Raw genomic sequence first — 24,532 nt, 5'->3', positions numbered from 1 at the left:
GTTCGCGTCCGGGTGCGCACGGATCCGGGCGAGACTTTSGCCGACGTTTTGCGGCGCACTCAGGAGCACCAGGCAGCCCTGTTGGACCACCACTATCCCGGCCTTGCCGAGATCCAGCAGAGCACCGGGCTGAGCAGCCTCTTCGACACACTCGTCGTCTTCGAGTCCTACCCCATCGACCACGGCGGGCTCGACGAGGCCAAGACCGCGGCAGACATACGGCTGACAGGCCTGCGCCCCTTCTCCGGCACCCACTACCCGATCATGATCATGGCGGGTGCCGATCCGCACCCGCAGCTCTCGCTCCAGTACCAGGAGCACCTCTTCGACCGGCTGACGATCGAGAGGATAGCCGCCCGGTTCGGTCGCGTACTCGGGCAGCTCGCGGCGGACCCGCATACCCGCGTCGGTGCCGTGGACGTCCTCGCACCAAAAGAGCGCGAGCGGATCCTGCACAGCCTCAACGACACGGCCCTGGACGTGCCGGACCGTACGGTCTCCGAGCTCTTCGAGCAGTGGGCCGAGCGGACACCGGATGCCCCCGCGGTGGTCTGTGACGGTGTCTCGCTGACGTACGCGGAGGTCAACGCTCGTGCCAACCGCCTCGCGCGGCACCTCGTCTCCGCGGGGGCTGGCCCCGAGAAGGTGGTGGCGGTGGCGCTGCCGCGCGTACCGGACCTGCCGGTGGCTTTGCTCGGCGTGCTCAAGGCGGGCGCCGCGTACGTACCGATCGACCCGGCCTACCCGAGCACGCGGCTCGCGCACATCCTCCGCGACGCCGCCCCAGAACTCATCCTGACCCACGCCGAGGCGGCCACGGTGCTGCCCGACACGGACGTTCCGCGCCTGTTCCTCGACCGGACGGACGTCCTCCATGAGGGCCCCGCTGCCGACCCGGGCGCCGACGACCGAGTCTTGCCCCTGACCACGGCGCACCTGGCGTACATCGTGTACACCTCGGGTTCCACGGGTCTGCCCAAGGGCGCGGGCATCACGCACGCCAATCTCGTCAACGCCCTGGCCGCACTGGTCCGCTCGGTCGGGCGGCCCACCGGCTGGAAGATGCTGGCCAGCACATCCATCGGCTTCGATGTCGCCGCGTTCGAACTGTTCGCCACCCTCACCACAGGTGGCAGCATCGAACTCGCCCGTGACGTCCTGGCGCTGACCGAACGCGAGAGCTGGGACGTGGACGTCATCTCTTCGGTGCCCTCGGCGTTCGCCGAACTCGTCGACCGGGTCGCGGGCCGTGTCTCGGTCAACACCCTGGTCTTCGCCGGCGAGGCCTTGACCACGCCGCTGGTGGAACGGCTGCGTGAGGCATGGCCCGATGTCCGGATCGTCAACGGGTACGGGCCGAGCGAGACCTTCTACGTCACCACGCACGAGATGCCCGCGGGCACACCCGTCGGCACAGGGATCCCGATCGGCAGGCCCATGAACAATCTGCGGGCCTACATCCTGGGACCGGGGCTCGTCCCGGTGCCGCAGGGGGTCGCCGGCGAGCTGTACATGGCGGGCACGGGCGTGGGCCGCGGGTACCACAACCGGCCGGGGATGACGGCGGAGCGGTTCCTCGCAGACCCGTTCGGTCCTGCGGGCACGCGGATGTACCGCACGGGTGACGTGGCCCGCTGGAACGAAGAGGGCGTTTTGGAGTACGTGGGCCGTGCCGACACCCAGGTCAAGATCCGCGGGTTCCGCGTCGAACCAGGAGAGGTCGAGGCGGCCGTGGCGGCGCATCCGGGGGTGTCCCGGGCCGCCGTGGTCGTCCGGGACACCCAGGGCGGCAAGCAACTCATCGCCTACGCCGTACCCGTGGACGGCCAGGCGGGATCCGCCGGCGCCGAGTTCGGCGCCGACCTGCGAGGCTTTGTCGCGCGGCGGCTCCCGGAGTACATGGTGCCGGCCTCCGTCGTGGTGCTGGACCGTATTCCGCTGTCCCCGAATGGCAAGCTGGACCGGCGAGCGTTGCCCGATCCCCAGTTCGCCGGCGTCACCTATCGGGCGCCGAGCACACCCGTCGAACGGTCCCTGGCCACGCTCTTCGCCGAGGTGCTGGGGCTGGAGAGGGTCGGCGTCGACGACAACTTCTTCGACCTGGGCGGGCACTCCCTGCGCGCCACCCGCCTGATCAGCCGCATCAGTACCGAACTCGGCGTCGACGTCGGCATCCGTGCGGCGTTCAAGACCCCGACGGTCGCGGGACTCGCCGCCGTGCTGGAGGCGGCCGGCGACGGGCCCGCTGTGGTGCCCACCGATCCGTTCGCCCCCGTGCTGCCGATCAAGACCGACGGCGACGAGAAGCCGCTGTGGTGGATCCACCCGGGTGGTGGTCTCGCCTGGGTGTACCAGGAGTTCGCCGACCACCTCCCTGAGAACCGGCCGCTCTACGGTATTCAGGCCCGCGGGTTCGACGGGACCGCGGTGCCCGAGTCGATCGAGGAGATGGTCGCCGACTACACCGAGCAGATCCGTGCGGTCCAGCCGGAGGGCCCCTACCACCTGCTCGGCTGGTCGCTGGGCGGCACGCTGGGCCACGCCGTCGCCGCGGAACTGCGCCGGCGCGGCCAGGAGGTGGGCCTCCTCGCTCTGCTGGACAGCGTGACGAGTGAATACTTCGCGCACAACGAAGCAGCCGACGAAGCGTACATCCGTGACTTCCTCGCCGAACGGGTCGGTCACCTGACCACGGAGGACGACACCGCCTTCCTGGACGTCGCGGCGCGCCTGCTCGTCGAGCACGTGTCGATGATGAGGGAGTTCACGCAGCCGGTGTTCGACGGCGACACGGTGTTCTTCAACGCGGCGCTCAACCCGGACGACTCGTACGCCGAGCAGTGGCGGCCGCACATCCTGGGCCGTGTGCAGGAGCACGACATCGCCTGCTCTCACCAGGACATGTACCACCCAGGGCCCGCCACCGAGATCGGCAAGATCGTCAGTGCCGTGCTCCGGGAGGGCCAGGTGCGCGACCGGGATGCCGCCGACGGCTGACGCCAGGCGGGCGGAGGGGGCGCGACCGCGTGCCGCTCTCCTTCGCCAATCTGTCCGGCTGGCCCGAGCGCGGGTGGTGTCCGAGGAGACTCTTCACCAGACCGCTCGCACCTCGCGGCACAGCCGTCGGCGTACCCCTCCCGCACGCGGAACGCCGGACCGCGCCGACCCCACCGGCGCGGTCCGGCTCTTCCGGAATGTCTTTCCATCGAGAAGCTGAGGAGTCCATGTGAGTACCAATCCGTTCGACAACGAGGAAGGCACCTTCTACGTCCTGGTCAACGAGGAGGAGCAGTACTCCCTGTGGCCCACGTTCACCGACGTTCCCGCCGGGTGGCGCGTGGTGTTCGGCGAGGACCAGCGGGCCGCGTGTCTCGAGTACATCGAGGAACACTGGACGGACATGCGTCCGAAGAGCCTCCGTGACGCCATGGCCGGCTGATCTCCGTGAAGATCACCGGGGACAGAGATGTCTGCGTCGGGTCGGGTCTGTGCGCACTGCACGCTCCCGAGCTGTTCGATCAGAACGAGGACGACGGCACGGTACAGGTGCTCGTCCCCAGCCCGCCGCCTGAGCAGCACGACCTCGCAGAACTGGCGATGCAGAGCTGCCCCGCGCACGCGATCAGCGTGACCGAGTAGCACTCTCCCCTTGGAGGAGCCTCCTATGACCGGCACACCCCCGGCGTCGTTCTCCTACCCCATCACGGCCCCCCGCCCCAACGCCGCGGACCCGCCCGAGATCCTGCGGGAATTGAGGGACGAGGACCCGTTGCGGCCGATGACCTTCGCGGAGGGCCGTTCCGGCTGGCTCGCGACGGGATACTCCGCCGTGCGGGCGGTCCTGGCCGACTCCCGGTTCAGCGCCAAGCAGGAGTTGATGGTCCTGCCGGTCGACGCGCCGGGGGCGGCCAAGGGCGTGCCGGCAGAGCCTGGTGCGTTCATCCGCATGGATCCGCCCGACCACACCAAGTACCGCAGCAATCTCATCGCCGAGTTCACCGTCCGCCGCATGAACCAGCTCGAACCCCGGATCGTCAAGGTGACCAACGAGGCCCTGGACGCGATGGAGGCGGCAGGGCCACCCGTCGACCTGATCCAGGCCTTCGCGCTGCCCATCCCCTCCCTGGTGATGTGCGATGTGTTCGGTGTCCCCGCCGAGGGCCGGGCGGACTTCGAACACTCGATGGCGGTCACCGACAGCTTCGAATCGACGCGGGAGGAGGTCCAGGCCGCCTTCGCGAAGATGAGCAGCTACTTCCCGCCGCTCATCGAGAGCAAGCGCAAGAATCCCACCGACGACATCTTCAGCGGGATCGTCAACGGCAGCGAATTCACCGTTGAGGAACTGACCAACATCGGGCTCACGCTGTTCGTCGGCGGATTCGAGAGCACGACGCACATGATCGGACTCGGTGTGTACTCGCTGCTCACCAACCCCGAGCAGGGTGCGGCGCTCCGTGCCGACCTGGGGCTGGTGGACGGCGCGGTGGAGGAACTGCTGCGCTATCTCAGCATCGTGCACCGCGGCCCCATCAGGGTGGCCCTGGAGGACGTCGAGCTGGAGGGGCGCCTCATCAAGAAGGGCGAGCCGGTGATGATGTCCTTCCCGGCGGCGAACCGGGACCCGCACAAGTACGAGAGCCCAGAGAGCCTCGATATCACGCGCACCGCCCGCGGCCACTTGGCGTTCGGACACGGCGTGCACCAGTGCATCGGCCAGCAGCTCGCGCGAGTGGAGATGCGCATCGCCTTCGCGGCGCTCTTCGAGCGCTTCCCGGGACTGCGTCTCGCCGTGGAGCCCGGGGAAGTCCCCCTGAAGAACCAGCTCTTCTCGACCATCCACGGGCTCCAGAAGCTGCCCGTCGCGTGGTGAGGACGCGCATCCTCGGCAGGATCCTGGAGCCCCGCACCCGGGCTCCAGGATCTTTTTTCGCGGGACGCTGAGTCGCGGTGGGGCGTGTCGCGCTCCCGCGGATTCGACCCGGCCTCTGCGGCTCCTTTCGCCCCTCGGCGTCCATGTCGGGCGGCAGCGCCCGGCCGCTTCGGCAGCCACCAGGCCGACGCGCCGAGGATGGCGAACAGTGAGGGCCGCCGTGACGCCGGGCGCCCCGGTGGGGGAAGCCCGTCACGACCGACTGCCGCCGTCCGCGCCCCGGGAAAGACCGCCACCACGGCGTTGCGGGCGGTCGCGACCGGGAGCAGGTACCCGAGCGCCGCTTTGAGAGGGACAGGAGCGAGCGGAGGACGAGCGTCAGCAGGAGGACGCCCGGCCCACCGCGAGGACCGAGCTGGAGGCCGGCGGCAGGCAGTGCGATGGTGCCGAGCGTCGCCTTGCCGAGCAGCGGGACGGCGGCTGAGCGGTGCAGGACGAACGCGCCCCGTCGCGCATCGACGCGCGGCTTCTGCACTACAGCGCGGGCACGAGGGTGACGGCGGCACAGACGGTGATGGCGACCGTGGCCGGCCGCCGTCAGCCCCATCGTGGTGAGAAGCGGTGTCAGGCCGCCCGTTGCGCCGCGTGATGGGCTGCCATCTCGGCGTGGACCTCTCCTCGGAGCCTGCGCAGTTCGCCGAACGGCATGGCGAGCCTTCCTGCGAGGTACGTTGCGCCGCTCGAACCGCCGGTGCCCGACTGCTCGCCCAGCGACCTCGACATGACACCCAGGTGGGCGACCTTCCATCGCCAGTACGCGTTGCCGATGTCGAGCAGCAGCTCGGCGATGCGGTGGTGGACGCCCGAGTGGACCCCGAGTCGGCAGACCTCTGCGACAGAGGTGCCGGCGCACTCGGTCGCGGCGCGGAACGTCTCGTACAGCTTGCCGTCGCTCTGATCGTCCCCCAGCAGTGTGCTGAACGCCTTGAACTGCGCGGACTCGGCGCCGCTCGCGTTGTCCAGGAAGGGGCGGAATTCGGCGAACAGGCGCAGCGGCAGTTTCTCCAGGGCGACCAGCTGGTTGTACAGCAAGAGCAGCAGATCGTTGGCGCGCAGGAGGAACTCCGCCGACAGTTCCCCGTCGCTGGCCGCCAGACCCTCCTGGCCTCGGGACGGGTCAGGGGCGAGTGCCTCGGCGGCGGCTCCGAGGTCGGCGATGATCTGCTTCAGCCACAGTTCGGTCGTCTGGTGCGCGACGATGAAGAAGTGCTCCGCGAGGACCACTTCGGTGCCCGCGGTGTCGGGCGTGCGCGGCGCCTGGATGGAGAGCAGCTTGTCGATGTGCAAGTAGTCACGGTAGGTGAGAGTGGTCATGGCGTCACTCCACTGCGTGGTCGCGGACGAAGGCGAGGAGTTGCCGGACACCGCGTTCGAGAGCGTCCGGATCGACGCAGAAGGCGATGCGGATCAGGTGTTGTGCCCACGGGGCGTAAGCGGCTGAGGCGATGCTGCCCGCCGAGTCGAGGGCCGGGTGCCAGGCGAAGCCGTTGCCGGGGACGACCGCGACGCCTGTCGCGTCCAGGAGCCGGGTCGCGAAGGTCTCAGCGTCCATGCCGGTGCACCCGATGTCGGCGAGCGCGTACCAACCGCCCGCGGGCAGTTGGCGCAGCAGCCCGGCCTCGACGAGTCGCGGCAGCGCGGAGTCGCGGTTGGTCATGACCCGCTTGCGGTTGAGCTCGGCGATATCGGCGCGCGCACCCACCGCGGCGATCCCCGCGAACTGGGCAGGGGTGGAGGTGCCGATGATGCTGGCCTCCTGGACGACCTTCATCGCGTCCGCCGCCTCCTCGGTGGCGGCCGCGACGTAGCCGAGCCGGTAGCCGGTCATGGCGGCGCTCTTGGAGAAGCTGAAGGTGCTGTGCACTATGCGCTCGGCAACCGGCACCTCCCTCTCCAGCGAGGCCACGGACAGGTGCGCGCCGTCGAAGACGTAGTGCTCGTATGCTTCGTCGCTGATGACCTGCCAGCCCTTTGCCCTTGCCAGGTCGAGGAGGGCGCCGGTCAGCCGCGCGTCCATCACCGCGCCCGTGGGGTTGGCCGGCGAGTTGAGGAGCAGGATCCGGGTGCGCGGGCCCGACGCGGCGGCCACAGTGTCCGGGTCGGGGAGGAAGTCGGGCCCGAGCTTGTAGAAGACCGGACGCAGCCCCGCCAGCAGGCTCTGCTGGAGATGGACGGGCCAGTGGAGTTCGGGCAGGAGGATCTCGGCGCCGGGTTCGGCCAGCGACTGCATCAGGGCTGACAGCCCCTGGCAGGAGCCCGGGGAGACGAGCACCCGGGACACGCCGGTGTCCAGGCCGTTGTCGGTGCGCAGCTTCTCTACCAGCGCTTCACGCAGCGCGGGCATGCCCTCCACGCCCGAGTACTTGGTCTCGCCCCGCCGTACGGCGTCCATGAACGCCTCCGCGACCTCCTCGGGGGGATCGAAGTAGGGGTCGCCGACGTGGAGTTTGATGACCTCGCCGCCGGAAGTGCGCTCCTTCACCTCCGCGGCGCGGTAGATGTCCTGAAGGCACGACGACGGAATCGTCGTGGCCATGGGAGGGCGGCTCGGTTCTTCGGCCCCGCCTGCTTGCACGATCACGTGCCACCTCGCGTGTCTGGTCTGCGTTGTCTTCGGTGGTAGTTGCGTTCTCGGGTGCTATGCGGTGCGACCGCCGTCGACCGGAAGCAACGCTCCGGTGACCCATCCGGACAGGTCCGGGTCGATCAGGCAGCACACCCAGCCTGCGATCTCGTCGCCCTCCCCGAAGCGGCCCATCGGGGTGTCGGCCAGCAAGCCGTCGCGCAGCGCCTGTTGTTCGCCCGCCGACATGCCGACCCCCTGCCACAGAGGTGTGTCCACCGGCCCCGGCAGGACGGCGTTGACGCGGACTGCCGGTGCCAGCTCACGCGCCAGCGAACGGGTCAGGCTGTTCAGGGCCGCCTTGCTGGCGCCGTAGTAGGCCCGCCCGGGCATCGCGAGCGCGCCGGCCACGGAGGTGACGTTGACGACCGAGCCCCTGGCGGCGTCCAGATGGGGCAGCGCGGCACGGATCAGTGCGGCCGGTGCGCGGACATTGACGTCCAGCATCGCGTCGAGCTCGCAGACGTCGGTGTCCGCGAGCCGTCCGAAGCGTGCCGCGCCCGCGTTGTTGACGACGGCGTCCAGGCGCCCGAACCGGTCCAGCGCCGCGGAGACGATCCGCTCCGGCGCGGCGGGGTCCGTGACATCGACGGCGAGCGGCTCGATCGCGTCGGGTTCCTTCGCCGCCAGCTCCTTCAACGGTTCAGGGCGCCGTCCCACCGCGATGACCCGCGCCCGGGAGCGTGCCGCCCGCAGCGCGATGCTCCGTCCGATGCCCGTCCCCGCACCGGTCACGACCACCGAGAGGCTCTCGATGCTCATGCCGTCAGCGTTTCGCGCCGGGGCAGGAAGGCCAGCACGTCGCCCACCAACTCGGCGATGTCGATCCACAGGTGGAAGTGGCCGCCGGGCCGCGCGCGGGTGGTGAACGACGCGCTGGTCGTGGCAGACCACGCGGCCATGTCGACGTCCTGGGTGAGCGGGTCCTCGGGGCTGTAATAGCAGCGCACAGGGCACGGCAACGGTTCGTTCTCAGGGGAGGGCCGGTAGGTCTCGCTGGCCCGTACGTCCGACCGCAGGGCCGGCAGGAGGATTTCCCGCAGTTCGGCGTTGTCGGCGATCGCCGGGTCGACGCCGCCCAGTTCGCAGATGGAAGCCCACAGTTCCTCGTCTCCTGCGAGGTGGGTGACTCCGCTGTGGCCCTGTCCTGGAGGGGTGCAGCCGGATACGAACAGGTGGCTGGGCGGAAAGCCGCTGTCGCACATGGCCAACGCCGTCTCGTAGGCGACGAGGCTGCCGAGGCTGTGTCCGAACAAGGCGTAGCTGAGCGGTTCGAGTTCCAGCAGCTCCGCGGCCACGGCGGCGCTCATCTGAGCGATGCTCCCGACGGGCGTCTCCGCGACACGGTCGCCCCGCCCCGGATACTGCACAGCCATGAGTTGTACATCCGCTGGGACGGCCGACGCCCAACCACCGTAGCTGACGGCGGAACCACCGGAATGCGGCAGGCAGACCAGGCGTGATGCCGGATTTCCTACATTGTTCATCGGCCGTATCCAGCCGGGTTGGCGACTTCCGACCATGGTTAATCCCCATATACCTAGAGCGCACGGGTTCCCAACGTGGTCACCCTCCCACGGCGATTACGCGGGGCTCGCCAATCTTTCGCCTCTCGTTCAGCGCGGGACGCCAGCCTGAAAGACCTCGGCAAGGAACGCCCTGAGGTGCTCACGAGGCATGTGATTCTTTCCCTCTCTCCCCTTGGCGAGAGGTGGCCCGTTCGCCGTTCGCCGCACTTTTCGCCCAGTCGGCAAGGAGACCCGGATGAGCCCGCCCGTCGCAAGCGTCCCCGCCCTCGATCTCACGGATCCGGCCACATTCGTACGAAACGACCCGCACGAGTTCTGGCGGACGGTTCGCGAACGAGAGCCGGTCTACTGGCACGGACCGACCGGTGGTCGGCAGGGATTCTGGGTGGTCGCGGGCTACGCGGACGTCCAGGCCGCGTACAACGACGCGGAGTCGCTGAGTTCGGGGCGCGGCACCGTCCTCGACGTGCTGTTGCGCGGCGGCGACCCCGCCGGCGGCAAGATGCTGGCCGTCACCGACCGGCCCCGCCACCGGGAGCTGCGGAACGTGCTGCTCCGGGCTTTCTCGCCTCGCGTTCTGCGTGATGTGGCGACGAAGGTGTCGGAGCGCACCTCGCGCCTGGTGCGTTCGGTCACCGAGATCGGATCGTTCGACTTCGCCACCGAACTCGCCGAGCAGATCCCCATGCACACGATTTGCGACCTGCTCTCGATACCCGAGCGGGACCGCAAGGATCTCCTGGAATGGAACAAGCGGGCGCTGTCCTCGGAAGAGCCCGAGGGCGATGAACTCGATGCGTCCAGCGCCCGCAACGAGATCGTCCTCTATTTCATGCAGCTCGCCCAGGAGCGCAGGGAGAACCCCGGTGACGATGTGATCAGCATGATCGCCGATGCCGAGGTGGAAGGCCGTCAGCTGACTCTGGAGGAAATCGCTCTCAACTGTTACAGCTTGATCCTCGGCGGCGACGAGTCCTCACGGATGACGGCCATCACAGCGGTGCTGGCGTTCGCCGAGAACGAGGACCAGTGGCGGGCGCTGATCTCGGGGGAGGTGAGCGTGGCGAGCGCCGTCGAGGAGGTGCTGCGATGGTCGACTCCCGCCATGCATTTCGCCCGCACGGCGACCCGGGACCTGCACCTCGGCGGCAGACAGGTGCGCGCTGGGGACATCGTGACCCTGTGGAACACCTCGGCCAACAACGACGAGTCCGCATTTCCGTCGCCGCGCGTATTCACTCCGTCCCGGCACCCGAACAAGCACATCTCCTTCGGCCACGGCCCGCACTACTGCGTGGGCGCCTACCTCGGCCGGGCCGAGGTGCGGGGTCTGCTCACCGCGCTCGTGGAGCACGTGCGGGACCTGGAACTGACGGGTGAACCGGCCCGCATCTACTCGAACTTCCTCTTCGGCTACAGCAGCCTGAGGGTCCGTTTCCACCCCCGCTGACAGGAGACCGGCACGGAGGGGAGGGGGCGGCCCCGGCGACTGGTGCGGGCCACTCCCTCCCCTCCGTGTCACCGAGCCTCGGCCTCCTCCAGGCTGCGCGCCAGGTGGGCCAGCGTGGGGGCCTCGAGGACGGTGCGCATCGGGACGTTGACCCGCAGCTCCTTGCGGATGCGGCTGCCGAGCTGCACGGCGAGGACGGATTGGCCGCCCAGGTCGAAGAAGTTGTCCTGCGGGGTCACCGACGGCTTCGCGAGGATCTCGCTGACCATCACACACAGCGCCTTCTCGTAGGAGGTGGCGTGCGTGGCGCCCTCGGCCTCTTCAGCCTCCCCCGCGGGTGAGGCCGGCGGGGCGGTGAGGAGCGCCCGCGTCGCGTCGTCGCGCAGCCTGCTCCGGTCGGCCTTGCCGTTGGGCGTGGTGGGGAAGGCGTCCAGAACCGTGACCACGCTCGGCACCATGTGTCCAGGCAGGGAGCGGGAGACGTGTGCCCGCAGCTCGGCCTCGGTGACCTGCGCCCCGGCGACGGTCGTGACGAATCCGGCCAGGCGCGCGTCGGCGAGACCGCCGGCCATCACGGCGACCGCGACGTCCACTGCCGGGTGGCCGGCCAGCCGTGCCTCCACTTCACCCAGCTCCACGCGGAATCCGCGCAGCTTGACCTGGTCGTCGGCGCGTCCGGTGAAGTACAGCCGGCCGTCCGCCCGACGAAGACCGCGGTCCCCGGAGCGGTACATCAGGCTCCCGGGCGGCCCGAGGGGGTCCGCGACGAATCGGGTCGAGGTGAGGCCGGGGCGGTTGAGGTACCCACGGGCCAAGCCGCTGCCCGCCAGATACAGCTCGCCCTCCTCGCCTTCCGCCGCGGGCCTCAGCCGGTCGTCGAGGACGTAGACCCGACCGCCGACCCAGGGGGTGCCGATGCTCACGTCCCCAGCGTCGGTGACCTGCCCGATCGACGCGCCGACGGTCACCTCGGTGGGGCCGTAGCCGTTGAACATCCGCCGTCCCCGCGACCACTCGCGCACCAACGCCGAGGTACACGCGTCGCCTGTCGACATGATGGTGCCGCCCTGGAGCAGGCCGGTGCCGTCGGTGACGCTCAACGCGACCGGGGGCAGCACCGCGTGGGTGATGTCGTGTTTGAGCAGCACCTCGCGCAGCGGCTCGCCCGGCAACAACTCCTCACGAGGAGCCATCACCAGGGTGGCGCCGTGCAGCAGCGCGAGGGCCACGTCGTAGAAGCCGGCGTCGAAGCTCATGGAGGCCCACTGGATGACACGCTCACCCGGGCGCACCTGGAACAGCGACGCCTGAGTGGCGACCATGTCGGAGAGCCCGGTGTGCGAGATCGCCACCCCTTTGGGCACGCCGGTCGACCCCGAGGTGTAGATGACGTACATCAGGTGCTGCGGGCGCAGCCGGGCCAGCCGCTCGTCCTGGCCGACGTCGCCGCCCGGGCGTTGCTCGCAGGCGTCCGCGAAGGCGGGCTCGTCGATGACGATCTGAGGGGTGTCCGTCTCGGGAAGGGAAGTCCCCGCGGTTCGTACGACGAGGACCGGTCGCGCGTCCTCCAGCATGTGGGAGATCCGCTCCGGCGGATAGCTGGGGTCCAACGGCAGGTAGGCGCCGCCGGCCTTGAGTACGGCGAGAAGGACGACGACGAGTGCGGGGGAGCGCGGTACGGCGACCGCCACGAGCGCGTCAGGGCGCACTCCCTCGGCGATCAGGGAGCGGGCGAGCCGATTGGCGCGCACGTTGAGTTCGGTGTAGCCCAGCGTGTGGTCGCCGAACACGACAGCCGGCGCGTCACCTGCCTGCGCAGCGATGGATTCAAACACTTCAGGAACCGTTTGCAACGTCGCACCCATTCCCTTCACATGGAGGTTCCGACCGATTCGCGACCGCACGTGAGAAACGCTCCGGCCGCGTATCCGGACAGAGTCGCCGCCACTGAACGACCGCCAGATTATGAGCCGGTGTGAGCGGCCCGGAGCGGCACGACAGAGAGCGGACAGGTGGCGCGGAGCCGCTTTCCTGGATCTTTCCGAGGGCGGATTGGGGTAACGCGCCAGGCGCGACTCTGCTCTTCAAAACCCCGCTGGAATCGAGTCCTTTACGACCACCTACGGAAGGCCGCCATGCTCGAAGGATGCATCCCTTGGCCCGAAGATCTGGCCGCGCTCTATCGCCGGAAGGGGTACTGGCAGGGCAGACCTCTCGGCGATCTGCTGCACGAGGCGTGCGCGGAGCACGGCGACCGCCCCGCTGTGGTGTGCGGTGAGCGCCGGATGACGTACGCGCAGCTCGCCACCGCGTCCGGTGAACTGGCCGGCGGGTTCCTCGACCGGGGCATCGGGCCGCTGGACCGGGTGGTGGTCCAGCTGCCCAACATCTGCGAGTTCGTCGTGGTGATGTGCGCGCTTTTCCGGGTCGGAGCGATCCCGGTCCTGGCCCTGCCGGGCCACCGCAGGAACGAGATCACGCATCTGGCCGGCCATTCCGGGGCGGTCGCGTATGTGATCGTCGACGAGGCGGGGGGCTTCGACTTCCGGGAGCTCGCCCGCCAGGTCAGGGACGAGCAGCCCGGTGTGCAACACGTGTTCGTCGTCGGGGACGCCGGCGAATTCACCGCGCTGGACTCGGTCACCTCCGCCAACCGCGACTTCCCGCGGGTCGACCCCAGTGAGCCGGCGATGTTCCTGCTGTCGGGCGGCACCACAGGGCTGCCGAAGCTGATTCCGCGCACCCACGACGACTACGCGTACCAGATGCGTGCCACCGCTGAGGCGGTGCGTATGGGCCCGGACGACGCGTACCTCGCAGTCAATCCGGCCGCCCACAACGCGGCGCTCGGCTGCCCCGGGGTGTTCGGCACACTCCTGGCGGGCGGCAAGTCGGTGCTCACCACCAGCGTCCGGCCCGACGACGTGTTCGAGGTGATCCGGCGGGAGGGCGTCACACTGACCACCGTGGTGCCGCCGGTGCTGCGGCTGTGGATGGACGCGGCCCAGAAGTCGGGTGTCGGCCTGTCGGGTGTCACCCTCCAGGTGGGCAGCTCGAAGGTGGACCCGACGCAGGCCGAGCAGGCCCTCAAGATCCTGGACTGCCCCCTCAGCCAGTGGTACGGCATCGGTGAGGGACTGCTGACGCATACCCGCCTGGACGACCCGCGGGAAGTGGTCGTCAACTCCGAAGGACGCGCCCTGTGCCCGGACGACGAGGTGCGGGTGGCCGATGCCGACGGGCGCCCGCTGCCGGTCGGTGAGGAGGGCGAGCTGATCACCCGCGGCCCGTACACGATCCGCGGCTACTACCGTGCCGAGGAGAAGAACGCGGAGGCGTTCACCCCTGACGGGTTCTTCCGCACCGGGGACCTGGCCAAGTTCCGGCCGGACGGAAACCTCGTGCTCGTCGGCAGGATCAAGGACATCATCAACCGCAGCGGCGAGAAGGTGCCCGCCGAGGAGGTCGAGGAGTACCTGCTCGCTCATCCGGCGATCCGGGACGCGGCGCTGGTGGGGGTCCCTGACCGGGCGCTCGGAGAACGCAGCCACGCGTTCGTCATCCTCAGCGAGGAGGTCGGGACTCCGCAGCTGAAGGCGCATCTGCGAGCGTGCGGGCTGGCGACGTACAAGATCCCGGACAAACTGATCGTCGTGGACGAACTGCCGCGCACCCCGGTCGGCAAGGTCGACAAGAGCGCGTTGCGCGCGATGGTCACGCGGCAGAGGGCCGCCTGACGGAGGCCACTGGGGGCAGCGGGGAGCTGACCCGACCGAGCACAGGTCCTGAGGGGGCCGGACGTGGTCCGGCCCCCTCAGGCATCGGTGCCCGGCCCGCACAGCTGCCGGCCTGTCGGCCAGGAGGTCAGGTCTGCTCCGTCACCCCCACCGGCTCGCCGACGCGCTTTTGTTCACCGCCTCCGGCCAGCCAGCGCAGCAAGGGGCCCGTCATCGCGGTCGTGACCACCGCCATGACGACGAAGACCGCGTACAGCCCCTCGTCGAGCAGGCCCGCTTCCAGCCCCACGCCGAGTGCGATGAGCTCGGTGAGCCCCCGGGTGTTCATCAACGTGCCGAGCACCGCGGCCTCGCGGCAGGGCAGCCCCTGCGAGCGGGCGGCGATCCAGGTGCCCGCGAACTTCCCGACCACCGCGACCAGCGTGATCAGGCCGAGGTCGAGGAGGTCCGAACTGTCCATCGCCGAGAGGTCGACCTGCTGCCCGGCCACGACGAAGTACAACGGCAGCAGCAGCACGGTGATGCCCTGGGTGCGTTCTGCGAGGCTTTCCCTGACCGCCGGATGTTCGTGCCTGGGAACGACCAGACCGAAGAGGAACGCCCCGATCACGAAGTGCAGACCGATCATCTGAGTCAGCGCCGCTGAGAGGAGCGCACCGAGGAACACCGTCGTGAGGATGCTCGCGGGGAGCGGCTCCCCCGGGCGCGCCCTGGCCAGCACCCGCTTCATCAAGGGCCGTCCCCAGACGACCAGGGCGATCGTGTACGGCACGACGAGAAGCACCTGCCAGTGCTGCCCGCCGCGCGCCACGCTCTGCACGACCGCGAGCATCGTCCACGCGGCGAGGTCGCAGAACGCCGCGGCGGACAGGGCGAGCGTGGCGGTCAGCGAGCCCTGCATGCCGCGGTCGGTGATGATGCGTGCCAGCACCGGGAACGCCGTCACGGATACGGCCACTCCGATGAACAGCACGAACGCAGTACTGTTCGTGCTCTCGTGCTCGCGCAGCAGATACCCACCGAGGCCGAGACCGAGGGCGAAAGGCAGCAGGGCCGAGCCGACCGCGGCGACACTCGCCACCCGGCCGGAGCCGCGCAGCCTGCCGAAGTCGAACTCCATGCCGACGAGGAACATGAACAGCAGGAGGCCGAGATCGGCGAGAGTGCCGAGATGAGGACGCACCTCGGCGGGGACGAGCCAATCCGTGAGCGCGCCGTGGAAGAGGGTGGGGCCGAGCAGGATGCCGCCGAGCACCTCGCCGATGACCGCGGGCTGGCCCAGTCGGCCGGCCAGCGCCCCCATGAGCCGGGCCACGAGCACGATGAGCGCCACGTCGCCCAGGAGTACCGCTACTTGAGTTCCGGTCACTGGCGTTCACCCGTCGGCCGGTGCACGCACGCGGGAACCAGGTCAGCGGGCTCGCGCACGGCTCGGCCTGTCGTCGTTGTCGTCGGTGTCCAGGCACCAGTACCGCCGTAGCCCGTACAGCAGCGGCCGGGGCTGGTCTTCGTGGTGCGTCTCGATGTGGCGGATCTCGCCGAAGACCACGAAGTGGTCGCCGACCGCGACGGTCCCGGAGACCCGGCAGTCGGCGACGGAGTGCGCGCTCTGGGTCAGATGCGGTCCCCCGGATTCCGGCCCCGCCGACCACTCGACGCGCTCGAAGCGTTCCGGGTCGCCCGACGCGAAGAGATCGGCTGCGGTGCGGGCCGCATCGTGCAGGAGGTTCACGGCGAACACGCCCGAACTCAGCACCGCTTCCAGGGTCGGGCTGGCCTGGCGCAGGCAGACCAGGAGAGTCGGCGGATCGAGGGCCACGCCGGCCACCGAGGAACATGTCATGCCCCACGGCCTGCCGTCCGGGTCCCGCGCCGTCACCACGGAGACACCGGCTGGCAGGGCGGCCATCATGGAGCGGAACTCGGCAGGCCGCGCCGTCTGCGGAACCGCGGCGTCCAGCACACGCTCCGACATCGTCAACCCCTCACCTTCGGTCGGGCCACGCGGGGCCGTGGCGTGAAGTCGGGAATCCGGGGACCAGAGGATTGCGGGAACGACCGGTGCCGACCGTCTCCGGCCGGCACTGCTTTCAAGACATCAGGCGACGAGGGGCGCCAGCCGCTCTTCGGGACTCATCTGCTGCAGGTGGGCGAAGTACTCGTACTGGCTGGGCAGCCTGCGGACCTGCGCCTCGGCCTGCGCCTTGACCCGTTCGAACTCCGCGGTCGCCCGGGTGTCGTCGAACAGGTGCAGGGCCGGGGCGGCAGGTGTCTTGATACCGCCGAGCCCCATCAGCATCGCGACGTAGGAATAGGACTCGAAGCCGTGGTAGTGCTCGAAGACCGTGTCGCTGTCGGGGAGCTTGACCTTCCACTGCTCGATGCGCTCAGCCAGCCTGTCGGGCATCGGGCGGGTCTTGGTGTCCTTCCAGTACTGGTTGTCGGCCCGCTCGGCGGCGTAGTAGTGCAACACGAGGAACTCCCGCACGCCGTCCATCACCCCGGCGACTTGGCGGTTGTAGGAGCGGCGCAGTCCGTCGTCGTCCTGCCCGCCGGGGAAGTGCTTGACAAGTTGCTCGATGGCGTTCTGGATGAAGAAGATGCCGGTCGACTCCAGCGGCTCCACGAATCCGCTGGAGAGGCCGATGGCCACGCAGTTGTTCACCCACGAGCGTTCGCTGCGCCCGATGCGCATGCGGATGTGGTTGGCCTCCAGGTCGGTGGCTGCCGGGCCGACGTGCGCGCGCAGGGTGCGCTCGGCCTCCTCCGGGGAGCAGTAGTCGCGGGCGTAGACGTACCCGGTGCCGATGCGGCCGAAGAGCGGAATGTTCCAGATCCAGCCGGCGTCCTGCGCCGTGGCGGTGGTGTACGGGTTGATGCCGCGCACCGCCATGTCCGCGGGTACCCGCAGGGCGACTGCGCTGTCGTTGGGCAGGGTGTCCTGGTACGACTGGAACGGGGTGCCGAGCGCCTTGTTCAGGAGCATTCCCCGGAACCCGGTGCAGTCGATGAACAGGTCGCCCGCGACCTCGCCGTGCTCCTTGGTGAGGACGTGCTGGATGGCGCCGCGCTCGTCCACGCGGACGTCCTGCACGTCGTCGAGGATGTGGCGCACGCCGCGCTTGGTGGCCCACTTGGTGAGGTAGCCGGCGAGCATCGCGGCGTCGAAGTGGTAGGCGTAGGGGAACTGGGAGTTCTGTTCGGTGAGGGTGCTGCGGCCCGGCGACTCGGACTCGCCTCCCTCCGACTGGTCCCGCTTCAGAAGCGAACCGCCCAGGCTGCGTGGTGAACTCTTGTGCTCGCAGAGCGCGGCGATCACCGAGGTGTCGAGGTCGAAACGGTCGCTGGGCCGCTTGTGGAGCCACCAGTCCGCCAAGGGGACGCCATCGACGACCCGGGGACGCTCGAACGGGTGGTAGAAGTGGCTACCCGGAGTGCGCCAGTTCTCGAACCGGATGGCGAGCTTGTAGGTGGCCTGGCATTCCGGCATCCATTCACGCTCGTCCAGGCCCAGGTATGCGAAGAAGTGGCGAACGGTACTGAACGTGGCCTCGCCGACGCCGATCGTAGGAACGTTCTTCGACTCGACGAGTGTCACGGAGACGCGGTCCCCGAAGGCTGCCCGGAGGTATGAGGCTGTCATCCACCCGGCTGTTCCGCCACCGACGATAACCACGTTCTTAGCCATTTTCCCTCGCTTCTCCGGCCTACGTGTCACGGCTCGCTGGGTTCGCTTTCGCCCGAACTCTCGCACTCGCCCGCCGAAAGTACTGGCGCCTGAAAAGATCTCGGAAAGACCCGAAAGAATCCGAAGGATTTCTGAAGGCGAAAGAATGCGGAAACATTTACCGACCCGCTCCCGGCGGAGGGGTACGTTCTGCTGCCGCGCGCGTGCGGGAGCGAGCCCCGGTGCCGCGTGATGTCACCTAGACGCCATCGTGCCGCTTGACATGGCGGCGGCGTGGCGTCATGGTGGCGTCATGGACCTCACGCCTTATGTCTCCGGCTTGCGCCGGGAGCTCACGGGAGCGGCCGGGGCCGGGACCGACGAGGCCAGGGCGCTCGCCGAGCGCCTCGTCGCGCCGCTGGAGTCAGCGACCCGGCTGGTGCTGCTGGAGGCACTGGCCGACGCCGCGGAGGAGATCAGCCGGGCCCTCGGGCCCAGATCGGTCGACGTACGGCTGCGTGGCCAGGACCCCGAGTTCGTCGTCGCGCCAGGCCCGGACTCCGTGGCCGGCCATGGTGCGGCGAGCGGGGACAGTCGTACCTCCGGTGAGGTCGTGGCGCCGACGGCGGGAGCGCTGCCACCGGCACCTGAGTCCGATGGCAGCGGGACCTCACGTGTCACCTTCCGGCTGCCCAACAGCCTCAAGTCCCGCGTGGAGCAAGCGGCAGGGTACGGCGGTCTTTCGGCGAACGCCTGGCTTCTGCGGGTGGTCGCCGCCGCTGTGGAGGCGGACGAGATCCAACGGACGCAGTCGCGCGGCCGGCGGATGGCCGAACGCTTCACCGGCTGGGCGCGGTAGCTCCGCCCCTGCTCATTCCGCCTCCTCGGCGGATACGCAACCCATCGCCCACGACAGACGGGGACACCCATGCCGACCTACGAGACGCCCGGGCCGATCTCGGCCGCCCTCCATGTGCCGGCGGGCACTGTCCGGCTTCTCGCCACGGACCGTACCGACACCCGGGTCGAGGTGCGGCCCCGCGACGCGGGCAACAAGGCGGACGTCCGGGCCGCCGAGCAGACCCGGGTGGATTACGAGAGCCGCAAGCTCAAGCTCAGGGCGCCCCGGCAGCGCGGCGCGAGCGGCCCGAACGGGATCCTCGACGTCGTCGTCGAGCTGCCCACCGGCTCCGACCTGGAGGTCCGGGGATCCTCCGTGAACCTGCGCAGTGAGGGCCGACTGGGAGAGTTCCGGTGCCGTAGCGCGTCCGGTGCCATCGACCTGGACGCGACGGGACCACTCGACCTCCACAGCGCGAGCGGTGACGTCACGGTCAACCGCGTGGTGGGCCGTATCGAGGTCAGGCTGGGTTCCGGCGATGTGCGCATCCGCGAGATCGACGGCTCGGGGAGCGTCAAGAACTCCTCGGGCGACCTGCACGTCGGTGACGTCGCCGGGGACGTGCGACTGAACGCTGCCAGCGGTGACGTCTTCGTCGCCGTGGCCAACGCCGACGTGCACGCCAAAGCCGCCACAGGGAACGTCGTGCTCGCCGAGGTGAGAGGAGGCTCGGTCGTCGCCGAGACCTCTACGGGGCAGTTGGAGATCGGCATCCGCGAGAGCGTGGCGGCCTGGCTGGACCTGTGCTCCCAGACGGGCAGTGCCCACAGCTCCCTGACCACGACCGACGGACCACAGCAAGGAGAGGAGACCGTGAAGGTGGAGGCCCGGACCGTCTCGGGCGACATCGTCATCCGCCGTTCCTGAACTGCGCTCGGGCCGCACCGAAGGATCGACGCAGCACGCAGCACGCAGCACGCAGACGCAGCACCAGCACGCACGCAGCACGCCCAGGGGCGCGCCTCCCTCTCACCGGCGCACGCCCCCGGCCGCTGCCCCTCATGGCTGACAGGCACAGCCACGACATGAGAGAGAGTCCATCATGCCCCGATCCGAGGCCGCGATCTCCGTGGCCGGACTGCGCAAAGCATTCGGGTCGAAGGCCGTCCTCAACGGCATCGACCTGCACGTACCCACCGGTTCGATCTTCTCCCTGCTCGGTTCCAACGGAGCGGGCAAGACGACCACGGTCCAGATCCTGTCCACGCTCGTGCCCTCTGATGCCGGAACCATCCACATCGCAGGGCACGACCTGTCCCGCGAGCCCGAGGCGGTCCGCTCGGTCATCGGCGTGACGGGCCAGTTCTCCGCCGTGGACAACATGCTCACCGGCGAGGAGAACCTGCGCCTGATGGGCGAGCTGAACCATCTCAGCAGGCGCGACGGACGGCAGCGTGCCCGCGCGCTGCTGGAGCAGTTCGAGCTGGTGGATGCGGCCAAGAAGCTCCCGGCCTTCTACTCCGGCGGTATGCGCCGCAGGCTCGACCTGGCGATGGGCCTGGTCGGCCGGCCGCGCATCATCTTCCTCGACGAGCCCACCACGGGTCTGGATCCGCGGAGCCGCCGCTCGATGTGGGAGACCATCAGGCGCCTGGTGCGCGACGACGGCGTCACTCTCTTCCTCACCACGCAATACCTGGACGAGGCGGACGAACTGTCCGATCGCATCGCCGTCCTGGACCAGGGGAAGCTCGTCGCGCAGGGCACGGCTGACGAGTTGAAACGGCAGGTGACCGGAGGACACATCCGGCTCCAGTTCGCCGACCGGTACTGGCTCGACCAAGCCGTCGCCCAGCTCGGGGAGGGCGCGCGCGACGACGAAGCACTCGTGCTGAAGGTGCCGACCGACGGCAGTGTCGGTGCGCTCAATCACGTGCTCGACCGGATCGAGGCGCAGGCCATCGAGGTGGCCGGAGTGACGGTGCACACACCCGACCTCGACGACGTCTTCCTCGCGCTCACCAGCCAGCCCACCCCGCAGAAGGAGACCCCTCGATGAGCAGCATGACCCTGACCCTGCGGGACTCCGGCACCATGCTCCGCCGCGACCTGCGGCACACCATGCGCAACCCCTCCTTCCTGATCGCCTCCATCGGCATGCCGGTGGTCATGCTGCTGATGTTCGTCGGCCTGTTCGGCAAGTCGCTCGGCGAAGGCGTCATGTCGGGGGGCAGCGGAGACTACATCGACTACGTCGCCCCTGGCATCATCCTGATGACCGGTGCCTTCGGCTCCGGGTCGACCGCGGTCTCCATCTGCCTCGATATGACCGAGGGCATCGTCGACCGGTTCCGCACGATGGCGATCGCCCGCTCCTCGGTGCTGACCGGCCAGGTCGTCGGCAGCGTCATCCGGGCGATGATCAGCGTCGTGCTGGTCACCTGCGTCGCGTTCCTGATGGGCTTCGACCCCAACGCCCACGCTCTCGAATGGCTCGCGGCCGCCGGTGTCTTCGCCATGCTGACCTTCGCGCTCACATGGCTCGTCGTAGCCTTCGGTCTCCTCACCAAGAACCCGGCCGGAGCGAACACCGCCACTATGCCGCTGCAGTTCCTCCCCTTCCTCAGCAGCGCCTTCGTGCCGACCGACTCCATGCCGGCCGGGGTGCGCTGGATCGCGGAATACCAGCCTTTCACCCCGGTCACCGAGACCATGCGCGGCCTGCTTCTGGGCGGCGAGATCGGCGCGAGCGCCTGGCAGTCGGTCGCCTGGTGCGCCGGTATCGCCCTGGTCGGTTACGTCTGGTCGAAGCGCCTCTACAACAACAAGGCGGCGATCCGCTGACATCGGCACATCCGTCAAAAGCACAGCCAACTTCTCTCATGGAGAGGCAGTCATGCCTGCTGAGAACTTCGACATCATGGACCCTGCCCTGGTGGAAGACGCGTTCGGTCAGTACGGGCGACTGCGGGAGGAACAGCCGCTGACGCCCATCGTCTACCCGGGCGTGGACACCACCATCTGGCTGGTCACTCGCTACGAGGACGTCAAGGCCGTCCTCAACGACCCTCGTCTGGTGCGGGACCGTCGCAGCGTCCCCGGCATGGAGGGACCGAGCATCACCGACCGGATGATCGAGGCCTACGGGCTGCCCGAGGAGTACCGCGACTACTTCGAAGGCATGGTGATCATGGATGGCAAGAACCATGCCCGGCTGCGGACCCTGGTCACGCCCTCGTTCACGGTCCGCCGGGTCAACGAGCGCCGTGAGCGCGTCGGCTGGATACTGGACCAGATTCTGGACGGTGTCGCAGGCAAGGAGCAGATCGACCTGATCGAGGACGTGGCCTTCCCGTTGGCCGGGAACGTGGTCTGCGACCTCATAGGAGTCGATGAGCAGGACTGGCCGCGGTTCCACCGCTGGATTCACGACTTCAACGTCGGCGACCCGGCGCTGCTGGTCACCTGCGTCCCAGAGATGATCGAGTACACGAAGGCCCTGATCGAGCGGCGCAGGTCGGCACCGGGCGACGACATGATCTCGCGCATGATCCAGACCAGCGACGAGGACGGCGGCCGGCTCACCGACACCGAGATGGTGAACATGGTGCTCCTGCTGCTCCACGCGGGGCACAACCCGACGGCACACTTCGTCGCCAACGCGGTGCTGGCGTTCCTCGACAATCCCGACCAGCTCGAGCTGCTGCGCTCGAAGCCGGAGCTGGTGCAGGGCGCCGTCCGCGAGATGCTGCGCCTCGGCGGCTCCGTGCACCTGGTCGCGCCGATGTACGCGACCGAGGACGTGGAGATCGCGGGGGTCCGCGTCCGGCAGGGCGAGGCCGTCATGGCCGCGTTGGCGGCCGCCAACGGCGATCCGCGCAGGTTCCCGGAACCCGTACGGATCGACCTCACCCGGCAGATGGGACCCGGAGACGGACATGTCGCCTTCGGACACGGTCCACACTACTGCCTAGGCGCGGCGCTGGCCAAGCTCACGGGCGAGGCCGTCTTCGAGCGGCTGATCATCAAGGAGAAGGGGCTGACCCTGGCGGTGCCGCGGGAGGCGCTCGAACGGCAGCAGATGCCGGGTGCCTACCAACTGAAGAGCCTCCCGGTCCGCCTGTGACATGTGGGGCACAACCGAGGAGGGGGTGGAAGAGACTCGGTCTCTTCCACCCCCTCCTCGATTGTGCCCGAGTTCCTCGGTTGTGCTCGGGCGGAGACAGGCCTGGTCGGCCGAGGGTCAGCGACCGCTGCCGGAAGTCGTCTGGTTGTCCAGCGTGAGGGCCGTGCAGCGGACACCGCCGCCGCCCTTGCGCAGCTCAGAGGTGTTCAGCTCGACCACCGTCAGACCGCGCTCGCGCAGGGTCGCCGCGAAGCGTGGGGCACCACGCGTCATGGTGACCGTGTCGCCGTCGCTGACCAGGTTGAGCGCGAACGCGTGCGCCTCCGCGCTCTCGACCTCGATCAACTCCAATCCGAGGTCCGCCAGCCTGCCCCGGCTCGGGTCGTCCAGCGCCCCGGGGTAGTAGCCGAGTGTGTCCTCGTCGATCACGGCGACCGCGAGATCCACGTCGTACCACTGGTCGCTGACGGTGTGCAGCGGCACCACCTCGTGACCGAAGAGGTCGGCCAGAAAGCCGTGCATGCGCTGGTCCGTGCGCCGTCCGTAGCCCGCCAGGAGGAGCCGGCCGCAGGCCAGCGCGTCCCCCTGGCCGCTGAAGGAGTACGGCGCGTCGAGGACCTCGAAGCCGTTCTCCTTCAGCCACGAACGGAAGTAGGGGATCTCCTCCAGGCGGGCGGCCGGCGGATCGCCCAGAACGGCACGCTGATCGGAGACGAAAGCGGCGTTGGCTGTGTAGACCATGTCAGGGCACTCGGGAGCGGATTCCATGCGGCGAACGCGGCGTCCGGCCGCTCGGTGCGCGGCCGAGATCGCCGTGTGCTCGGCCACGGCGGCAGCGACGTCGGGCTGGCAGCTCTTGTCCATGTAGGGGTTGATCTCATAGCTGATCCGGAAGTACGCGGCATCGGACATCAGCAGATCGCGATTCATGTGGTCTCCAGAAGACAGCGGACGCGAAGGTTCGATCCCGTCGTCCAACAGGGCCCCCGCGACCTTGTGGACGACTCCGGTTCTGCTCTGCGCGGGAGGGCGGGGCCCTTCGGCGCCACAGGGCTCCCGCCTCAACTTGTGATAGACCCCATCCAGGGACTCTGTGACCGTTTGAACAGAAAGCTGTCAGATAGAGCCACGATCGGCGTCCGGCGGTCCGGCCTCGCACGTGCCGTTCAACGCCTCGGCCATCGCGTTGCCACAGCTGTCCGCGACCGAGCCGGCCGGCCGAAGCGCCCGTGGGGATACGCGGCGGGGTGCCGCGTGGCGGGGGTCGGGACACGGCTGTCCTCTCGATCGCCTCCCGGCCCTCCCGGCCCTCACGCGCCCGCTCGCCGCGCGGCGGGACCTCACTTGGCGTCGGCGTAGCACCGGACGACGGCGGTGGTGAAGGGGAAGCGGACCGGGGTGTCACCGAAGGCGGCGCGGGCGGCCTGCCGGCCGGCGGCGTCGATGGCCTCGCGCACCAGGTCGGCCTCCTCGGCGGGGCAGTGCACGATGACCTCGTCGTGCTGGAAGAACACCAGTTCGGCCGCCAGCTTCGCGAGCCGCTGCCGCAGCCCCGCCAGCATCAGGACCGCCCAGTCCGCGGCGCTGCCCTGCACCACGAAGTTCCGGGTGAAGCGGCCCCTCGCC

General features: G+C 69.1%; 20 protein-coding genes and 1 pseudogene. 11 read left to right on the top strand and 10 right to left on the bottom strand.

The genetic code is table 11. The features are described 5' to 3' along the window. Nucleotides 1–12 precede the first annotated feature (12 nt). The 4 genes from AB8Z75_RS10740 to AB8Z75_RS10725 all read left to right on the top strand — a co-directional run bounded on the left by AB8Z75_RS10740 (nucleotide 13) and on the right by AB8Z75_RS10725 (nucleotide 4,873). Nucleotides 13–2,997 carry an amino acid adenylation domain-containing protein gene (locus AB8Z75_RS10740; RefSeq protein WP_369201230.1) on the top strand — a complete coding sequence of 995 codons (2,985 nt, stop codon included), beginning with the start codon at nucleotides 13–15 and terminating at the stop codon, nucleotides 2,995–2,997. A gap of 229 nt (nucleotides 2,998–3,226) precedes the next feature. Further along, a complete protein-coding gene (locus tag AB8Z75_RS10735) occupies nucleotides 3,227–3,439 on the top strand; it encodes an MbtH family protein (protein ID WP_369201229.1) in 213 nt (70 codons plus the stop codon). Nucleotides 3,440–3,444: 5 nt separating this feature from the next. Beyond that, nucleotides 3,445–3,639, top strand: a complete 195-nt coding sequence (locus AB8Z75_RS10730) for a ferredoxin (protein ID WP_369201228.1) — start codon at nucleotides 3,445–3,447, stop codon at nucleotides 3,637–3,639. Between the two features lie 25 nt (nucleotides 3,640–3,664). Next, on the top strand, nucleotides 3,665–4,873 hold the full coding sequence (locus AB8Z75_RS10725; protein ID WP_369201227.1) for a cytochrome P450: 1,209 nt from the start codon (nucleotides 3,665–3,667) through the stop codon (nucleotides 4,871–4,873). A gap of 624 nt (nucleotides 4,874–5,497) precedes the next feature. Here AB8Z75_RS10725 and AB8Z75_RS10720 read toward each other — a convergent pair. The 4 genes from AB8Z75_RS10720 to AB8Z75_RS10705 form a co-directional block, all read right to left on the bottom strand. Then, complete coding sequence (locus AB8Z75_RS10720) at nucleotides 5,498–6,247, bottom strand: tryptophan 2,3-dioxygenase family protein (protein ID WP_369201226.1); 750 nt, start codon at nucleotides 6,245–6,247, stop codon at nucleotides 5,498–5,500. 4 nt (nucleotides 6,248–6,251) lie between these two features. Next, nucleotides 6,252–7,469, bottom strand: a complete 1,218-nt coding sequence (locus AB8Z75_RS10715; RefSeq protein WP_369201225.1) for a pyridoxal phosphate-dependent aminotransferase — start codon at nucleotides 7,467–7,469, stop codon at nucleotides 6,252–6,254. A gap of 102 nt (nucleotides 7,470–7,571) precedes the next feature. Beyond that, nucleotides 7,572–8,318: an SDR family NAD(P)-dependent oxidoreductase gene (locus AB8Z75_RS10710; protein WP_369201224.1), complete on the bottom strand. Its 747-nt coding sequence runs from the start codon at nucleotides 8,316–8,318 to the stop codon at nucleotides 7,572–7,574. Beyond that, nucleotides 8,315–9,043: a thioesterase II family protein gene (locus tag AB8Z75_RS10705; RefSeq protein ID WP_369201223.1), complete on the bottom strand. Its 729-nt coding sequence runs from the start codon at nucleotides 9,041–9,043 to the stop codon at nucleotides 8,315–8,317. The genes AB8Z75_RS10710 and AB8Z75_RS10705 overlap by 4 nt, the downstream gene beginning before the upstream one ends. Nucleotides 9,044–9,320: 277 nt before the next feature. Between AB8Z75_RS10705 and AB8Z75_RS10700 the strand changes: the two genes are divergently transcribed. Further along, entirely contained in the window at nucleotides 9,321–10,535 is a 1,215-nt protein-coding gene (locus AB8Z75_RS10700) for a cytochrome P450 (RefSeq protein WP_369201222.1), read from the top strand. A gap of 68 nt (nucleotides 10,536–10,603) precedes the next feature. On the opposite strand, the gene AB8Z75_RS10695 is transcribed toward AB8Z75_RS10700, so the two are convergent. Then, nucleotides 10,604–12,370, bottom strand: a complete 1,767-nt coding sequence (locus AB8Z75_RS10695; RefSeq protein WP_369201221.1) for an amino acid adenylation domain-containing protein — start codon at nucleotides 12,368–12,370, stop codon at nucleotides 10,604–10,606. Nucleotides 12,371–12,670: 300 nt separating this feature from the next. Here AB8Z75_RS10695 and AB8Z75_RS10690 point away from each other — a divergent pair, with 300 nt between their 5' ends. Next, the gene (locus tag AB8Z75_RS10690; RefSeq protein ID WP_369201220.1) at nucleotides 12,671–14,272 is read left to right on the top strand and encodes a (2,3-dihydroxybenzoyl)adenylate synthase; all 1,602 of its coding nucleotides are present in this window, start codon (nucleotides 12,671–12,673) and stop codon (nucleotides 14,270–14,272) included. Nucleotides 14,273–14,399: 127 nt separating this feature from the next. On the opposite strand, the gene AB8Z75_RS10685 is transcribed toward AB8Z75_RS10690, so the two are convergent. The 3 genes from AB8Z75_RS10685 to AB8Z75_RS10675 form a co-directional block, all read right to left on the bottom strand. Further along, on the bottom strand, nucleotides 14,400–15,641 hold the full coding sequence (locus AB8Z75_RS10685; protein ID WP_369201219.1) for a cation:proton antiporter: 1,242 nt from the start codon (nucleotides 15,639–15,641) through the stop codon (nucleotides 14,400–14,402). Between the two features lie 42 nt (nucleotides 15,642–15,683). After that, nucleotides 15,684–16,247 (bottom strand): flavin reductase family protein, encoded by a 564-nt coding sequence (locus AB8Z75_RS10680; protein ID WP_369201218.1) that lies wholly within the window; start codon nucleotides 16,245–16,247, stop codon nucleotides 15,684–15,686. Nucleotides 16,248–16,370: 123 nt separating this feature from the next. Further along, nucleotides 16,371–17,960, bottom strand: coding sequence for a tryptophan halogenase family protein (locus AB8Z75_RS10675; protein WP_369201216.1), 1,590 nt, complete (start codon nucleotides 17,958–17,960; stop codon nucleotides 16,371–16,373). A 292-nt stretch (nucleotides 17,961–18,252) separates the two neighbouring features. Here AB8Z75_RS10675 and AB8Z75_RS10670 point away from each other — a divergent pair, with 292 nt between their 5' ends. From AB8Z75_RS10670 to AB8Z75_RS10650, 5 genes are all read left to right on the top strand, one after another. Beyond that, complete coding sequence (locus AB8Z75_RS10670; protein WP_369201215.1) at nucleotides 18,253–18,798, top strand: hypothetical protein; 546 nt, start codon at nucleotides 18,253–18,255, stop codon at nucleotides 18,796–18,798. A gap of 69 nt (nucleotides 18,799–18,867) precedes the next feature. Continuing rightward, complete coding sequence (locus AB8Z75_RS10665; RefSeq protein WP_369201214.1) at nucleotides 18,868–19,707, top strand: DUF4097 domain-containing protein; 840 nt, start codon at nucleotides 18,868–18,870, stop codon at nucleotides 19,705–19,707. Nucleotides 19,708–19,882: 175 nt separating this feature from the next. After that, entirely contained in the window at nucleotides 19,883–20,839 is a 957-nt protein-coding gene (locus AB8Z75_RS10660) for an ATP-binding cassette domain-containing protein (protein ID WP_369201213.1), read from the top strand. Then, nucleotides 20,836–21,624 (top strand): ABC transporter permease, encoded by a 789-nt coding sequence (locus AB8Z75_RS10655; RefSeq protein ID WP_369201212.1) that lies wholly within the window; start codon nucleotides 20,836–20,838, stop codon nucleotides 21,622–21,624. The genes AB8Z75_RS10660 and AB8Z75_RS10655 overlap by 4 nt, the downstream gene beginning before the upstream one ends. A gap of 52 nt (nucleotides 21,625–21,676) precedes the next feature. Further along, nucleotides 21,677–22,906, top strand: a complete 1,230-nt coding sequence (locus AB8Z75_RS10650) for a cytochrome P450 (protein ID WP_369201211.1) — start codon at nucleotides 21,677–21,679, stop codon at nucleotides 22,904–22,906. Between the two features lie 117 nt (nucleotides 22,907–23,023). On the opposite strand, the gene AB8Z75_RS10645 is transcribed toward AB8Z75_RS10650, so the two are convergent. Beyond that, a complete protein-coding gene (locus AB8Z75_RS10645) occupies nucleotides 23,024–23,836 on the bottom strand; it encodes a dimethylarginine dimethylaminohydrolase family protein (protein ID WP_369201209.1) in 813 nt (270 codons plus the stop codon). A gap of 410 nt (nucleotides 23,837–24,246) precedes the next feature. Then, a pseudogene (locus tag AB8Z75_RS10640) lies at nucleotides 24,247–24,532 on the bottom strand (bifunctional 3'-5' exonuclease/DNA polymerase); the annotation flags it as partial.

Origin of the sequence: Streptomyces sp. PU-14G (genome assembly GCF_041028275.1) — a bacterium.
Classification (GTDB): Bacteria; Actinomycetota; Actinomycetes; order Streptomycetales; family Streptomycetaceae; genus Streptomyces.
Note: the sequence above shows the minus strand (reverse complement) of the source record. Positions and strands in the feature narration are given on the sequence as shown.